The sequence below is a fragment of the Sphingomonas aerophila genome (genome assembly GCF_014199305.1).
Taxonomy (GTDB): domain Bacteria; phylum Pseudomonadota; class Alphaproteobacteria; order Sphingomonadales; family Sphingomonadaceae; genus Sphingomonas; species Sphingomonas aerophila.
On sequence record NZ_JACIJK010000001.1, the window covers coordinates 151,939 to 165,993 of the forward strand.

14 protein-coding genes are annotated in these 14,055 nt (G+C 67.3%); 7 read left to right on the forward strand and 7 right to left on the reverse strand.

The window, feature by feature from the left end:
• Complete coding sequence (gene msrA / locus FHS94_RS00745) at positions 1-660, forward strand: peptide-methionine (S)-S-oxide reductase MsrA (protein ID WP_184053420.1); 660 nt, start codon at positions 1-3, stop codon at positions 658-660.
• A gap of 3 nt (positions 661-663) precedes the next feature.
• Here the strand turns inward: msrA and pdeM are convergent, their stop codons facing one another.
• Positions 664-1,326, reverse strand: a complete 663-nt coding sequence (gene pdeM / locus FHS94_RS00750; RefSeq protein ID WP_184053423.1) for a ligase-associated DNA damage response endonuclease PdeM — start codon at positions 1,324-1,326, stop codon at positions 664-666.
• A gap of 218 nt (positions 1,327-1,544) precedes the next feature.
• On the opposite strand from pdeM, the gene FHS94_RS00755 reads away from it, so the two are divergent.
• Positions 1,545-3,428: a potassium transporter Kup gene (locus tag FHS94_RS00755; RefSeq protein WP_246348304.1), complete on the forward strand. Its 1,884-nt coding sequence runs from the start codon at positions 1,545-1,547 to the stop codon at positions 3,426-3,428.
• A gap of 13 nt (positions 3,429-3,441) precedes the next feature.
• On the opposite strand, the gene FHS94_RS00760 is transcribed toward FHS94_RS00755, so the two are convergent.
• Complete coding sequence (locus tag FHS94_RS00760) at positions 3,442-4,245, reverse strand: aspartyl protease family protein (RefSeq protein ID WP_184053429.1); 804 nt, start codon at positions 4,243-4,245, stop codon at positions 3,442-3,444.
• A 332-nt stretch (positions 4,246-4,577) separates the two neighbouring features.
• A complete protein-coding gene (gene rpmG / locus FHS94_RS00765) occupies positions 4,578-4,745 on the reverse strand; it encodes a 50S ribosomal protein L33 (protein ID WP_184054368.1) in 168 nt (55 codons plus the stop codon).
• Positions 4,746-4,905: 160 nt separating this feature from the next.
• On the opposite strand from rpmG, the gene FHS94_RS00770 reads away from it, so the two are divergent.
• From FHS94_RS00770 to FHS94_RS00785, 4 genes are read left to right on the forward strand one after another with little or no spacing between them, the layout of a single operon-like run.
• Positions 4,906-5,217 carry a hypothetical protein gene (locus FHS94_RS00770; protein ID WP_184053432.1) on the forward strand — a complete coding sequence of 104 codons (312 nt, stop codon included), beginning with the start codon at positions 4,906-4,908 and terminating at the stop codon, positions 5,215-5,217.
• A 4-nt stretch (positions 5,218-5,221) separates the two neighbouring features.
• Positions 5,222-5,788 (forward strand): TMEM165/GDT1 family protein, encoded by a 567-nt coding sequence (locus FHS94_RS00775; RefSeq protein WP_184053437.1) that lies wholly within the window; start codon positions 5,222-5,224, stop codon positions 5,786-5,788.
• A 58-nt stretch (positions 5,789-5,846) separates the two neighbouring features.
• Positions 5,847-6,338, forward strand: coding sequence for a Dps family protein (locus FHS94_RS00780; protein ID WP_184053440.1), 492 nt, complete (start codon positions 5,847-5,849; stop codon positions 6,336-6,338).
• A 47-nt stretch (positions 6,339-6,385) separates the two neighbouring features.
• Positions 6,386-7,990, forward strand: coding sequence for a cisplatin damage response ATP-dependent DNA ligase (locus tag FHS94_RS00785; RefSeq protein ID WP_184054370.1), 1,605 nt, complete (start codon positions 6,386-6,388; stop codon positions 7,988-7,990).
• On the opposite strand, the gene FHS94_RS00790 is transcribed toward FHS94_RS00785, so the two are convergent.
• The 4 genes from FHS94_RS00790 to FHS94_RS19575 form a co-directional block, all read right to left on the reverse strand.
• On the reverse strand, positions 7,991-8,806 hold the full coding sequence (locus FHS94_RS00790; RefSeq protein ID WP_184053443.1) for a glutaminyl-peptide cyclotransferase: 816 nt from the start codon (positions 8,804-8,806) through the stop codon (positions 7,991-7,993).
• Complete coding sequence (locus FHS94_RS00795) at positions 8,803-10,266, reverse strand: carboxylesterase family protein (RefSeq protein WP_184053446.1); 1,464 nt, start codon at positions 10,264-10,266, stop codon at positions 8,803-8,805. The genes FHS94_RS00790 and FHS94_RS00795 overlap by 4 nt, the downstream gene beginning before the upstream one ends.
• Positions 10,267-11,475: 1,209 nt before the next feature.
• Positions 11,476-11,658: a hypothetical protein gene (locus FHS94_RS00800; protein ID WP_184053449.1), complete on the reverse strand. Its 183-nt coding sequence runs from the start codon at positions 11,656-11,658 to the stop codon at positions 11,476-11,478.
• A gap of 721 nt (positions 11,659-12,379) precedes the next feature.
• A complete protein-coding gene (locus FHS94_RS19575) occupies positions 12,380-13,240 on the reverse strand; it encodes a cold-shock protein (RefSeq protein WP_184053452.1) in 861 nt (286 codons plus the stop codon).
• A gap of 206 nt (positions 13,241-13,446) precedes the next feature.
• On the opposite strand from FHS94_RS19575, the gene FHS94_RS00810 reads away from it, so the two are divergent.
• Complete coding sequence (locus tag FHS94_RS00810) at positions 13,447-14,043, forward strand: TerC family protein (protein ID WP_184053455.1); 597 nt, start codon at positions 13,447-13,449, stop codon at positions 14,041-14,043.
• The last annotated feature ends 12 nt before the right edge of the window (positions 14,044-14,055 follow it).

The following is a 14,055-nucleotide window of genomic DNA, read 5'->3' on the forward strand; positions in this document are numbered from 1 at the left end:
ATGCTGAAGACTGTCATTCCCGCTATGTGCGCCGGCCTTGTTGCTGCTGCCGCGTTGATGCCCGGTATCGCGGGGGCGGAACGTGCCGTGCCCTTGCCGGCCGCCCGGGCCGATGTGGCGCCCGCAGCGGGTCTTCAGACGGCGATTTTCGCTGGTGGCTGCTTCTGGGGCATGGAAGCCGTGTTCGAGCGAGTGAAGGGTGTGCGCGACGTGGTCAGCGGCTATGCTGGCGGCACGCGCACCACCGCGCAGTACGATCAGGTTTCGACGGAGACGACCGGCCATGCCGAGGCGATCCGGATCACCTTTGATCCGCGCCAGGTCAGCTATGCGACCCTGCTTCGCGTGTATTTCTCGATCGCGCACGACCCGACGCTGCTCAATCGCCAGGGCCCGGACCGCGGGCCGAGTTATCGGTCGGCAATTTTTCCGCAAAGCCCGGATCAGGCCCGCGTTGCCCGCGCTTATATCGCGCAGCTGACGGCCGCGCACGCCTTCGCCAATCCGATCGTGACTCGTCTGGAGAGCGGCGGCTTCTACCCGGCCGAATCCTTCCACCAGAACTTCTACGACCGGCACCCGACCCATCCCTACATCGTCAGCTGGGACAAGCCGAAGGTGGCCGCGTTCCGTGCGGCCTATCCCACTCTCGCCCGCTAGGCGTCAGGCGGCGATCGGAAAACGCAGCATTCGGTCCTCGACCGGCACCCAGGCCTGAGCGCCCGCGCCGACCGCGCGCAGAATGGCGGGGTGATCGGGGTCCAGCCCGCCCGTCAGCGCACCAAAGGCAGGCAGCACCAGCTTGGCCTCGGTCGCCACGAAACAGCGTCGCGCCACCTGCTTGCCCCGGACCGTGACGCGAAGCTTGGGGTGAAAATGCCCTGACAGTTCCGGGCGGGGCTCATTCGCCTGCGCTTCGTGCCGCAGGATCAGCCCGTCCACGACCGCCTCCTCCACGACCTCGCCGCCGCATCGGTCCAGGATCACGGGATCGTGATTGCCGGTGATCCACGTCCAGCGCACGCGCGTCGTCATGCCGCGCAGCATCGCTTGCGCCTGCGCGGGCAGTCGCTCGCACCCTTGCGCGTCGTGAAAGCTGTCGCCCAGACACCATACTTCGCGCGCGCCGGTTGCTTCCAGCGCCTGCTCCAGCTCCGCCAGGGTAGCCAGAGAATCATAAGGGGGCAGCATCTGGCCCCGGCTGGCGAACCAGCTCGCCTTTTCCAGATGCAGGTCGGCGACCAGCAATGCCCGGCGTGCCGGCCAGAACAGGCCGCCGCTTGCTAGCGCCATCAGCGCTTGTCCGCCGAACGAAAAGGGAACCATGATCCCGCCATGCCGCCGCGATCTTGCGAATTCAAGCACTTGTGCGCTGCAGCGAATCCTTCTTGCGCCGAAACGAAAAGGGCGTAAAGCGCCCCGTCCCTCGCCAAGGTGCCGTTCCGGCCATGTCCTCAACTCCCGTCGACCTTCCCGCCACCGCGTCGGGTGTGGGAGAGAACACTGCCGATCTGCCCGCCACCCATCCCGGGCATGGCCACTCCATGGCCTGGCTGGCGGTTGGCGCGATCGGCGTCGTCTTCGGCGACATCGGCACCAGCCCCCTGTACGCTTTTCGCGAAGCGCTGGGTCAGGCGGCCGCTGGGGGCTTTGAAGCGGACGAAATTCTCGGTGTGCTCAGCCTCGCGCTTTGGGCGCTGATTCTGGTCGTCACAATCAAGTACGTGCTGTTCCTGATGCGCGCCGATAATCGTGGGGAGGGCGGCGTCCTCGCGCTCGCCGCGCTTGCCCGGCGCTCGGCGGGGTTCCGCTCACGCACCGCCTTGATACTGGGCGCGGCGGGCGCTGCCTTGTTCTACGGCGACGCAATCATCACGCCGTCACTGTCCGTCCTGTCCGCCATGGAAGGGCTGCGCACCATCCCGGGCGCCGCGACCACTTTCGATGAAGGCACTGTGCGGGCGTTGACCATCGCCATCCTGGTCGGCCTGTTCTTCGTCCAGAAGCGTGGCACCGCGCACGTCGCGCGCTTGTTTGGGCCGCTCTGCATCCTGTGGTTCGTCACGATCGGCGGCCTTGGCCTGTGGCACATCGCGGACGAGATCTCGATCATGCGGGTGTTCTGGCCGGGCTATGGGGTCAGCTATCTTGTCACCCACGGCACCGCAGGGCTGTTCACGCTGGGCGCGGTGTTCCTGACGGTGACCGGGGCGGAGGCCCTGACCGCGGACATGGGCCATTTCGGGCGCGCGCCGATTCGCTGGGGCTGGTTCACGCTGGTGTTCCCGGCCCTGGCGCTGAATTATCTGGGCCAGGGCGCCTTTGCGCTCGCTTCGTTGGAAGCCGCACAGGCCGGCGGCCGCGCCTTCGTCAATCAGGACTGGTTCTTCCTGATGGCGCCCCCTGCCCTGCGCGCGCCCCTGGTGCTGCTCGCCGGCGCCGCCACCGTGATCGCCAGCCAGGCGGTGATCACCGGCGCCTTTTCCCTCACCCAGCAGGCGGTGCAGCTCGGGCTCCTGCCGCGCCTGCGCCTTCGGCAAACGTCCGCCGCCTTTGCTGGGCAGATCTATCTGCCCGCGATCAACTGGCTGCTGCTTGCCGGCGTGTTGCTGCTGGTGCTGCAGTTCCGCACCTCGTCCGACATGGCTGCCGCCTATGGTATTGCCGTCACCGGCACGATGGTGATCACCACCTGCCTCGCCTACCTCGTCGTGCGGTACAGCTGGCACTGGTCGCGGCTGCGGGCGCTGGCGACCATCCTGCCGTTCCTGGCGCTCGACCTGATCTTCTTTGGCGCCAACATCCTTCGCGTGGTGGAGGGCGGCTGGGTGCCGCTGGTGATCGCCGCGCTGATCGGGTTCCTGATCTATACCTGGGTGCGCGGCCGCTCCATCGTCCGCGCGTTCGAGACTCGCCAGAGCATTCCCCTCGCGGATCTCGTCGCCGCGCTCGCCAAGCGCCCGCCGGAGCGGGTGCCCGGCACCGCGGTGTTCCTGACCGGCAATCCGGAAGCGACGCCGGGCGCGCTGCTCCACAACCTCAAGCACAACAAGGTGCTGCACGAGCGCAACCTGGTTGTGTCCATCCGCACCGCCGACCGCCCCTTTGTCGACCCCGCCGAACGCTCGCAGACCAAGCGGCTGGATGATGATTTCGAGGTGGTCGTGCTGCGCTACGGCTTCATGGAGGCGCCGGACGTTCCCGCTGACCTCGGCCTCGCGGGCAAGGGCGATCGCAAAGGCCTGGACCCCATGCGGACCAGCTATTTCATCGGTCGCAACACGCTGAAGCCCGAAGCGAAGGAGGGCATGCCCCCCTGGCAGGACCGCCTTTTCATGTTCCTCCAGCGCAATGCCAGCGACCCGACCGAATTCCTCCACATCCCGCCCGGCAAGATCCTGGAACTGGGCGAACAGGTCACCGTGTAACTCACGGGGCTGGTCAGCCCGCGTTCCGCCCCTTGGCCGTCCCCTCCGGGACCAGCATCCGCAACTCCCGATTCGCGAAATCGATGTCCACGCGCCGGAACAGCCGCAGCGCATCCATGCCGAGCAGCATGGCGGGCTTGGTATCCAGCCCAAAAATCTGGAACGGGGTCACTTCGGCGAAAGCGATCGGCAAATTCCTGATCGACATCGGCCCCAGTTGCATTGCTGCCGCGGCTCCATAAGGCGTGACCAGCGTCTCCCCCGTGACGCTGATTAATTGCATCGATCCGCTGATCCGCCCGCCACGAGGTAGCCGCCGCCGCAGGGCCTCGTTGCCTATCGACACCGGTGTTCCGGTATCCAGGACGACGCGGACCCGCACGCCGTCGACATTCGCATCAGTCACCACCAACTGGCCAAAGCGGCTCTTGGCACGGACGACGACCTCGTCCGGGTCGCGGCGCACGCGGCCGCTTCGCTTTTTCGCGGCGCTGACGGACATGACGCCTTGGTCAAGGTCGATGCGAACGCGATGCCCTTGCAGCGCGTCCACGCCCAGCAGCCCCGAAGCACCGATGTCTTTGGCCAGAAACGCGGGCGCCTCGATCCGCTGCCCGCCTAGCGTCGATACGCTGATCGACGGAATGATCACCGTGCCCACTATGCTCGTACCGGTCAGCGCCGTGACGCGGATCTCCCGACCCCTGGGCAGCCCCAACTGGTCGGCGAGTTCACGCGAGATCACGGTCCGCTCAGCGCCGGTGTCGATCACGAAGCGGAAAGGGCCGGCACCCGCGATTACCACAGGCACCGTCATGCGCTGATCCGTGGATTGCAGCGTCAGGTCGTAGCCGGGCGGCTCTGCGGCAGCGGCCGGGGACGGTGTGGCTGGCTGCCCTGTAACAGGCTTTGGTGGCGCGGCGGGCTGCTGCTCTGCAGCCGCGGGCGGCGGTAATGGAGCTTGCTGCGCCGACGCGGGCAAGGCTGCGCCGATCAACGCTGGCAGCAAGGCTCTCCACATACCGCACAGGCTAGGCCCGCTTCGGCCAGAACGCCAGCACGCAAAGAAGCGCCCGGTACCATGCACCGGACGCCTTTGCGCTGGGTCACCACGTCACGAGCCGGGCTTGTCGCCCGACTCGCAGCGGATCACTTGATTTTGGCTTCCTTGAAGTCGACGTGCTTGCGCACGATCGGGTCGTACTTCTTGAACGACAGCTTCTCGGTCTTCGTGCGCGGGTTCTTCTTGGTGACATAGAAGAAACCAGTGTCGGCAGAGCTGACGAGCTTGATCTTGACGGTAGTCGGCTTGGCCATGAGCCCTGTTCCTGAAATGCAAGAGAGCGGCGGCGCCGGTCGCCACCGCTCGATCAGCCGTGGCGCATGGCGCAACAGGTCCTCCAAGTCAACCGCCAGCGCCGGTTAACCAGCCTGTAACATCATTCTGCGCACCTTCTTGGCCGAAGGAGTTCGCGTCATGGGTGGTCTTGATCTGGTACGTGCCGACCTTGCCGCCCGCATCGCGATGCTGGACGGCCGCGCGGTTCACGCTCGCCCGGCCGATCTCGCCTCCGACATTGACGCGATTCGCGTGATCGCGCACCGGGCCGGGCTGAACCCGGCGGTGACCGTCGCCCATTTCCTCGATTCGGCACTCGCCCGGGGTGAATGCGGTGTCTTGCTGCACGGCTGGCTCGCGGTGCTGGCCGACGCCGTGCGCTCCGAACGCCAGGATCTTCCGGCGTGCGAGGTGTTTGCCGCCGCCTGTTCGGTACGGCTCGCTTCCTGATCCCATGGACGCCTTGATGGCCGCGCTGGTCGCGGCGGCGCTCGCCCATGTCGGCGACGCCCCCGCCACCCTCGCGGCGATCCTGGCCGATCGGTTTCGCAAGCCCGGCCTCGTCATCCTCGCCGCGGCAATCGCGCTGGCGGCGGCGAGCGCGATCGCGGTTGCGGCGGGGATGCTGCTTGCGCCCTTGATCACGCCCAAGGCAAAGCTGCTGATGCTGGCACTCGCCCTCGCGCTCCAGGGGGGCGGCGCCCTGTTTCCCGCCAAGGCGCCCGACCGGCTGCAGGGGTGGCGCCTCGGCGCGTTCGCCACCAGCCTGCTCGGGCTCTTCATCCAGTTCTTTGGCGACGGCATCCAGTTCGTCGTGGTCGTGCTCGCCGCGCGCAGCCCGGTGCCGGCCCTTGCGGGCGTCGGCGCCACGCTCGGCGCGCTCGTCGCGATCGCGCCGGCGGCGGTGCTGGGCGAGAACGCGTGGCACCGTCTGCCGCTCCGCCCCGCTCGGCTGGTTGTCGCACTGGCGTTCCTTGTGGGTGCCGCCATATTGGCGGCACAGGCGCTCGCGCTGGTCTGAACGGGAGCCAAGCCGGGCGTTCGTCGTTGACCGGCAAACCGCCAAACGGAGCTGACCCATGGCCGACGCGCCCGACCTCGATACCCCTACCTCACTCGCCCGCAACGACGTGCGCTCCGTCACCGAAGCGTTGAACGCGTCGCTCGCCGACTGCTTCGCGCTGTACCTCAAGACCAAGAACTTCCACTGGCACGTCTCGGGGCCGCATTTCCGCGACTATCACCTGATGCTCGACGAACAGGCCGCGCAGATCCTGGGCGTGACCGACCTGATCGCGGAGCGCGTGCGCAAGATCGGGGGCACCACGCTGCGCTCGATCGGCGACGTCGCACGCCGCCAGACGATCAACGACAATGACCGCGAACAGGTGCCCGCGTCCGACATGCTGGCGGAGTTGCGCGACGACAATCTGAAGCTCGTGGAACAGTTCCGCGCGGTGAAGGCCGCCGCTGAGTCTGCGGGTGACAATGCCACCAGCGGCATCGTCGACGACTGGACCGACGAGGCGGAACAGCGCGCCTGGTTCCTGTTCGAAGCGGGCCGGAACTGAACTGACGCCGCGGGGAGCGCTTCGGCGCCCCCGCGCGTTTCCCCATGATGCACGCCTTCGCCGCGCTTCTCGACTCGCTGATCTACACCCGAAGCCGCAATGCCAAGCTGAAGCTGATTGCGGATTACCTCCACGCCACCCCCGACCCCGATCGCGGCTGGGCAATGGCGGCGCTGACGGGGGATCTCGACCTCCCGGCGGTCAAGCCCGCGTTGATCCGCGCGCTGATGGAAAGCCGGGTCGATCCCGTGCTCTTCCGCATGAGCCGCGAATATGTCGGGGACACCGCCGAGACCGTGGCGCTGTTGTGGCCCACGCCCGACCAGCCGGTTGAAGCCGAACCGCTGACCATCACCAACGCCGTGGAGCGCCTGCGCCACCTGTCCCGCTCCGACGCGCCCGCGGCGCTCGCCGCCATGCTCGACCGCCTCGATGCGGAGGAGCGATTCGCGCTGCTCAAGATGGCGACCGGGTCGCTGCGCATCGGCGTGTCCGCCCGCCTCGCCAAGACTGCCTTCGCCCAGGCGTTCGGCCTCGACGTGGAGGCGGTGGAGGAGGTGTGGCACGGCATCCACCCGCCCTATCCGACGCTGTTCGCCTGGGGTCAGGGGACGGGCGAACAGCCGACGCCCCAGGACGTGCCCGTGTTTCGCCCCTTCATGCTGGCCCATCCGCTGGAGGACCTGCGGGTCGACCTTTCCGACTATGCGGCGGAATGGAAATGGGACGGCATCCGCGTCCAGATCGTCCATATCGCGGGCGAAACCCGGCTCTACAGCCGCACCGGCGACGATGTGACCGGCAGCTTCCCCGAAGTCGCCTCCGCCTTCTCTACCCCCGGCGTGGTCGATGGCGAGCTGCTGGTGAAGGGGCAGTTCCAGGGCGGCGCCGCTGGCAGCGAGGATTATGGCGGCGGCGGCGCGGCCAGCTTCAACGCCCTCCAGCAGCGGCTCGGCCGCAAGCAGGTGTCGGGCAAGATGCTGGAGGAGTATCCGGCCTTTGTCCGCCTGTACGACATCCTGCTCGACGGCACGGAGGACCTCCGCGCCCTGCCCTGGACCGAGCGGCGCGCGCGGCTGGAGGCCTTCATGCCGCAGCTCGACCCCGAACGCTTTGACCTCAGCCAGGTGATCGAGGCCGACAGCTTCACCGAACTCGAAGCGATCCGGGCCGGCGCCCGCGATGCCGCGATCGAGGGCATGATGCTGAAGCGTCGCGATTCGCCCTATGTCACCGGCCGGCGCGCGGGGCTGTGGTACAAGTGGAAGCGCGATCCGCTGACCGCCGATTGCGTCATGATGTACGCCCAGCGCGGCAACGGCCGGCGATCGTCCTATTACAGCGACTACACCTTTGGCTGCTGGACCGAGCAGGGCGAGCTGCTGCCCGTCGGCAAGGCGTATCAGGGCATCACGGACGAGGAATTGCGCGAACTGGACCGGTTCGTCCGCAACAACACGCTCAACCGCTTCGGCCCGGTGCGCGAAGTCGACAAAACTCTGGTGCTGGAGATCGCGTTCGACTCGATCCACACCTCGACCCGGCACAAGTCGGGCGTCGCGATGCGCTTTCCCCGGATCGCCCGCATCCGCACCGACAAACCCGCTGCGGAGGCCGATCGCATCGACACGCTCCGCCGCCTCGTTACCTGATCAGCGCGGAACCAGCTGCACCTCGAACACCGTCGGCCACAGCTTGCCCGTAATGAACAGTCGCTTGCCGACCGGGTCATAGGCGATGCCGTTCAGCACCGCGTCGCGGTTGGTGACCTTCACCTCCGCCACTACGCTGCGCAGGTCGACGATCGCGGTCACCAACCCGTCCTTGGGATTGATGCGGAGGATGAACGGGGTCTGCCAGACGTTGGCGAGCAGCACGCCGTCGACCATCTCCAGTTCGTTGACCTGATCGACCTGCTGCCCGTCGGGCATGTGCACCGTGATCCGCCGCCGCTCGGCAAAGCTGACCGGGTCGAGAAATCGCAGCGTCGGTGATCCGTCACCCAGGATCAGCCCCGTCGCATCGCTCGCCAGCCCCCAGCCCTCACCCGTATAGCGGCTCTGGCCGACCTCCTTCAGCGTCCTGGCGTTCCAGCGATGCGCGATCCCATCATGCCAGGTCAGGCTGATCAACTGGTCTTTCCAGCCCGCCAGCCCTTCGCCGAACTGGTTGGCGGGGATCACGGCCCTGGCGATCACCTTGCCATCGGTCAGGCGGACGCGGCGAACCTCCGACTGCCCTTCATAGCCAATGCTCTCGTACAGCGCGCCGTCGCGCCAGATCAGCCCTTCGGTGAAGGCCCTGGTGTCGTGGGGGTAGCGGGCGACCACGCGCGCCACCAGCACGGGCGGCGGCGAAGACTGTGCGGCCTTCGGGGCGGGCGCGGGCGCTGGGGTTGGAACAGCCTGCGGCGTCGCAGGCGCCGCCAGCCCCAACGCGGCAAGGCAAAGAAGCAGTCGCGCGATCATGGCCGGTCCCAGTCACGGCAGATGTCGTCGCGCAAGCCCACGCCCTGCTCTGGCTGCCCCGCACCGAAGCGAAGATAGCTGCGGTTCGGAGCATAAGCGTTCCAGCGAACCAGCCCTTCCCCGTTCGGGTCGCTCGACCGGATGAAATTAGCCCAATAAGCCTGAAGCCGCGGCGCGTCAGTGGGGATGTTGTCCTCCCCCGCATTGCCGAACGTATAGCGCAACTCGGACGCGTGGGAGAGCGGCGGACCACCAACCGGCTGGTAGGTGAAGTCATAACGCCACACCGGCACGCCTGCCGCAACCCGCGCGTCCGCGTTGAACCGCGTCGGGCAGGTGAACACCGCGTCCGTCGCGACCTGCAGCGCCACGGGACCGCGCACCTGATCGTCGGCCGGCGCGGTCGGCCGGTCCAGACCATAGAGCCTGGCGACACGACCAGCATCCGCGCCCCAATTGCCCGGCAGGGCCGCGCGTGCGCCGGCGGGGGTGTTGAAGAAATCGATCTCCCGCGCATTGCTGCCGATCAACAGCGGCACGAAGGCGCCGCGCTTGCCCGTCAGCGTCGCGGCAGGCGGCTCCGTGATGACCGTCCCGTCGACCTGCGCCTGGATCCATATCGTGCCGGGGTCGAAGCGCCCCGACTGTTCGATCTGGCGTGACGCCTGCAACAGGTCGGCGACCGGGATCGCCCGCAGCACGGCGGCCGTCGCGCGGGGGTGTCCGGCTTGCGCCACCAGCGCTTCGCCGATCGCTTCCCCCTGCGCCACGGTACGGGCGGCGTGGCCAAAGCTCGCGGTGCCGCTTTCCTGGATCGCGGCGCGGAACAGGCCACGGCTGGCCGGCGCGACCTGATGCAGGGCAACGTCCATCGCCCCAGCCGATTCGCCCGCGATCGTGACCTGCGCCGGGTCACCGCCGAAACGCGCGATGTTGCGCCGAACCCAGCGCAGCGCCGCCTGCTGGTCCATCAGTCCGTAATTGCCCGATCCGCGTGCGGGGCTCTCGGCGGACAAGGCCGGGTGCGTCAGAAAGCCGAGGGGCCCCAGCCGGTACTGGATCGCGACCACGACGATGCCGCGCCGGACCATGGACGTGCTGACCGTGCCCGCGGCGCCGCCCGCCTTGTTCGACCCGCCATGAATCCACACCATCACCGGCATCGGCCGCTCGGGCGTCAGCGTCGGCGACGCGACATCGAGGTACAGGCAGTCCTCGACGCTGCCCGCCGCGTTGTCGCGGTTCCAGCCATCATCAAGCTGCGCACAGGATGGCGCGGAACGCGTCGCCTCCCGCACGCCCTTCCACTCCCGTACCGGAGCAGGCGCACGCCAGCGCAGCGGCCCGACCGGCGGCGCCGCAAACGGCACTCCGCGAAATGCGACCCGGTCAGCCAGCCGCTCGCCTCGCAACGCGCCGCCATCGACGTTGACCACCGGCGGCACAGCCTGCTGCGCCACGGCCCCGGTTGCCAGCGCTGCCGCCCAGCCAAGCCAAAGGAGATGGAGAGCCGAACGCGAGGCCGCCCCCCTCCTGCTCGGTCCATCCTCCGGGCGGCCACCGCGGAGGATCAGGCGAAGAACACGAAGGGCATGGTGCATAACGGTGTAGTAGCGCGCGAAGGGGTTGTAGGACAGCGCCGCGAACAGGGTCGCCGGACCTGAACGGCTACACAGGACGCCACCGCGATTGGTGGGTCGCGCCTGTCTCCGACCTGGGACCTGACGCCGCACACAGGGCAAAGGCCGGGGGGAGCACGCCCCCTTCTCTCCCCGCACGCACCCGCGGAGCCGTCACGGCGCACCGACCCTCAGTCGGGGAAGGGTCGCTGCAATCGGCTGGCTCATTCACGATTCGGGGTCGGAGAAGCATTCTCGCAATAGCGAATCAACGCTCGACCCTCCCAGCTCGTGAGGGATGGTTGCCGCGCTTAGCTTGCCGCCAGACCAGCCGCGCCGTCGCAAGCGACCACCTCGCCGATCAACGGCTCAACGGGCCGTCAGCTACGACCATACTGACCATGCATCCGCAGCACTCTGCCTTCGCGACTTTCCGGGACTGTGCCTAACACGGTAGCCGCCCCTCCCTGACCCGCTCGAAAGATCGCCGGCCATCCACGGCCCGTCGCGCTCTCGCCAAAAGCCAAGGCGCGGGACCGAACAGATGCAGGACTCACCCCTCCCATGTGTCGCGGCAGAGCGGTGGTCGGGGCATGAAGCGTCGGCACATCGAGCCGCCCACCAGCGACGTAGCGGCCATAACCGTGCTCTGCAGCATGATGTCACCGGGGAACCCTGGGTGCAGCTCGATGAGTCGCTCGATCAGTGCGCCCGGGCAGTGGCGTACGACACAGATGCGCCGACCATCTCTGCCGCCTGCTCTGCCAGAAACCTCGGGGCTAGGATGGCCCCGAACACATCAGCTGCATTGTCCTGACTCGCCGCTATCATCCTGCAACGAACCCACTTCACATCGGGTCGGTCCGCCCCTCGCAGTTCGGCCAGAGTAGGCGCGAGCAAGAAGCTAACACACGCCAACCCTAGCTCGCTATCCCCGGCCAGCCGCGACGATAGCGCAAATGATTCGCATCAGGCACGCGAACAGGGTTCGCGGCCTTGCGTCACCTCGGCGGGTTGGCGATCACACCGGTTTCGTCAGCCGTAACTCCGTCAGCTCTGGCTGTTTGACGAATCGCTGTCCGAACCGACCTTGTCCGGGTCCTTCCCGGTCGCCGCCTTCTTGGCGCCCGTCCCGGTGCCGCCGCCACGTCCAGTACCAAGGCTGCCCCGCGCGCCGTCGCCACCCTTGGTGGTGATCGCTCCGGGATTACCGCCTGCACCTTTCTGTGCCATCTCATCTCTCCTTCGGGAGGGAGATCAACCCCTCTTGGCATGGGCAGTTCCGCCGCATTCTCCGTAACTTAGGTTAGCGCTGCACCCCGACCCGATCGGCATTTGAAGCGGCTTCAGGCCACGCGCGCAGAGCACCCAGTCCCCGGCGAACCGCGACAGATTCGCCCCAAGCCCCGTGTACCCGTCCCCCGTGCCCTCGATCAGCGTCGATGACCTGGAACGACCCCGAGTTTCGCTCCCAAAAGCCACAGCTCGTCCAAGACGCGGGCCCAACAGCCGGCGCCATCACCCCAGCAAGCGGCGATCAGAAAAGCTGACATCGCGATTGATCTCCGGAAGCGCGCTCCGTGAGTGCCTCCCATAGCGCCAGCGCGAACAGCGGCTCAGGCGAGAAAGCACCATTCAGCGCGTGGTCGCGTTCCAGTCTCCAGCGATCAGCACAGCCGTGGTGTTCAAAGCGGTCATGCCGCTCCAATGAGCTGGCGAGACTCGCGACCCGCTAATTCGGCGCACCATCCGGCTTTTCGCCTCGGCTTTGGCTTTCGGTTTCCGCCTCGTCTTTGTTGCGGCCCCCGCCTTCGGCTTCGTCCTCGGCTTCGGCTCTCAGCTTCCGCAGCACGGCACAACGGCAAAGCGTCGCCACTTGGCCCTGCCCACAAACGGCAACGGCCCGCCCGGATTACTCCGGACGGGCCGTCCCGCACCTCCGAAGAGGCGAAAATTAGCTCTGCTGCGAGAGGTTCACTGCCGCATGCTTGCCACGACGATCGACCTCGAGCTCGAAGCTCAGACGGTCGCCCTCGTTCAGGCTGGACATACCGGCACGCTCCACGGCGGAGATGTGCACGAATGCGTCAGGCTGGCCGTCGTCGCGCTGAATGAAGCCGAAGCCCTTCATCGCGTTGAAGAACTTGACGGTACCCGTCGCCTTCTCCCCGGTCAGCTGGCGCTGCGGGCCACCCGCACCACCTGCACCACCCGCGCCGCCCGAACGCGGGGCGCCGAAGCCACCCTCACGCGGTTCACGCGGAGCAGGACGGTCGGAGACCGGCATCGGCTCGCCCTCGATCTTGAGCTCGGTAGCCGAGATACGGCCGCCGCGATCAACCAGGGTGAAGCCGAGCGGCTGACCCTCGGCCAGGCCGCTCAGGCCGGCCTGCTCAACGGCGGAAATGTGAACAAACACGTCTTCGCCGCCGTCATCACGAACAACAAAGCCGAAGCCCTTCTGCGCGTTGAAGAACTTTACGACGCCCGTGCCTTCACCAACGACCTGGGGGGGCATGCCGCGGCCACCGCCGCCACCGCCGCTGAACCCACCGCCGCCGCCGCCGAAGCCGCGACCACCGCCGCCGCCGCCGAAGCCGCCGCGATCACCGCCACCGCCGCCGAAGCCGCCGCCGCCAAAGCCGCGACCACCGCCACCGCCGCCGAAGCCGCCGCCACCAAAGCCGCCGCCGCCGAAACCGCCGCTGTCGCCACCACCGAAGCCGCCGCCGCCGAAATCGTCACCGCCGAAGCCGTCGCGCTTGTCGCGCCCGCGTCCGCCACGATTGCCGCGGCCACCCTTGTCGAAACCCATAACCCTATTCGTCTTCCCGACTCGCCCGATATCCTCTCAAGGAAGCCCGCACCGGACGGTGGCACAAGTTCCCAGGCGCGAAAGCTTTGCGCCTTAATCACCCTCATATCTGATTCGGTGCAAGGACGCGACCAGAATCTGCGACAATTGTGGCAGAAATAGTCCGATACTTGCGCGAGCGTTGCCCGGGCGGCACAGCCTCCCGCATGGACGCCGCGCTTTTGCTTCTTTCCAGCCCTGCCGCCTGGGCCGCGCTGGTCACGTTGATCGTGATGGAGGTGGTGCTCGGTATCGACAACCTGATCTTCATTTCGCTGCTGACCAACAAGCTGCCGGAGGCTGGCCGCGCGAAGATTCGGCGGTTGGGCATCGCCCTGGCGCTGGTCCTCCGCCTGGTGCTGTTGTCGACCATTTCCTGGCTGACGGGACTGACCGCGCCGGTGGTCGACCTGGGCCTTTCCGCGACGAACAGCCGGGGCGAGCTGTTGTACGAAACCGCCTTTTCGTGGCGCGACCTGATCCTGCTGGCTGTCATGTTCGTCGCCGTGATCGTGGCGGTGGTCGCGATGATGGTAGCGGCCGAACCGCTTGCCAATTTCATCAACCGAAACCCGTCGGTGGTGATGCTCGCGCTCGCCTTCCTGCTGATGATCGGTCTCGTATTGATGGCGGACGCATGCGGCGTGCATGTGCCCAAGGGATATATCTACGCGGCCATGGCCTTTTCCGCGCTGGTCGAAGCGCTCAACCTGACCTCCCGCCGGCGCAAGCTCCGCGCGGCGCCGAACGACGCGAGGCATTGAGCGTAGCGGTCG

Excerpts from the sequence above, each read along its gene's own strand:
- FHS94_RS00775 (WP_184053437.1), top strand. The coding sequence starts at position 5,222 with ATGGACGCCTTGATGGCCGCGCTGGTCGCGGCGGCGCTCGCCCATGTC.
- FHS94_RS00780 (WP_184053440.1), top strand. The coding sequence starts at position 5,847 with ATGGCCGACGCGCCCGACCTCGATACCCCTACCTCACTCGCCCGCAAC.
- FHS94_RS00800 (WP_184053449.1), bottom strand. The coding sequence starts at position 11,658 with ATGGCACAGAAAGGTGCAGGCGGTAATCCCGGAGCGATCACCACCAAG.
- FHS94_RS19575 (WP_184053452.1), bottom strand. The coding sequence starts at position 13,240 with ATGGGTTTCGACAAGGGTGGCCGCGGCAATCGTGGCGGACGCGGGCGC.
- FHS94_RS00785 (WP_184054370.1), top strand. The coding sequence starts at position 6,386 with ATGCACGCCTTCGCCGCGCTTCTCGACTCGCTGATCTACACCCGAAGC.
- msrA (WP_184053420.1), top strand. The coding sequence starts at position 1 with ATGCTGAAGACTGTCATTCCCGCTATGTGCGCCGGCCTTGTTGCTGCT.
- FHS94_RS00755 (WP_246348304.1), top strand. The coding sequence starts at position 1,545 with ATGGCCTGGCTGGCGGTTGGCGCGATCGGCGTCGTCTTCGGCGACATC.
- pdeM (WP_184053423.1), bottom strand. The coding sequence starts at position 1,326 with ATGGTTCCCTTTTCGTTCGGCGGACAAGCGCTGATGGCGCTAGCAAGC.
- FHS94_RS00790 (WP_184053443.1), bottom strand. The coding sequence starts at position 8,806 with ATGATCGCGCGACTGCTTCTTTGCCTTGCCGCGTTGGGGCTGGCGGCG.
- FHS94_RS00760 (WP_184053429.1), bottom strand. The coding sequence starts at position 4,245 with ATGACGGTGCCTGTGGTAATCGCGGGTGCCGGCCCTTTCCGCTTCGTG.
- rpmG (WP_184054368.1), bottom strand. The coding sequence starts at position 4,745 with ATGGCCAAGCCGACTACCGTCAAGATCAAGCTCGTCAGCTCTGCCGAC.
- FHS94_RS00810 (WP_184053455.1), top strand. The coding sequence starts at position 13,447 with ATGGACGCCGCGCTTTTGCTTCTTTCCAGCCCTGCCGCCTGGGCCGCG.
- FHS94_RS00770 (WP_184053432.1), top strand. The coding sequence starts at position 4,906 with ATGGGTGGTCTTGATCTGGTACGTGCCGACCTTGCCGCCCGCATCGCG.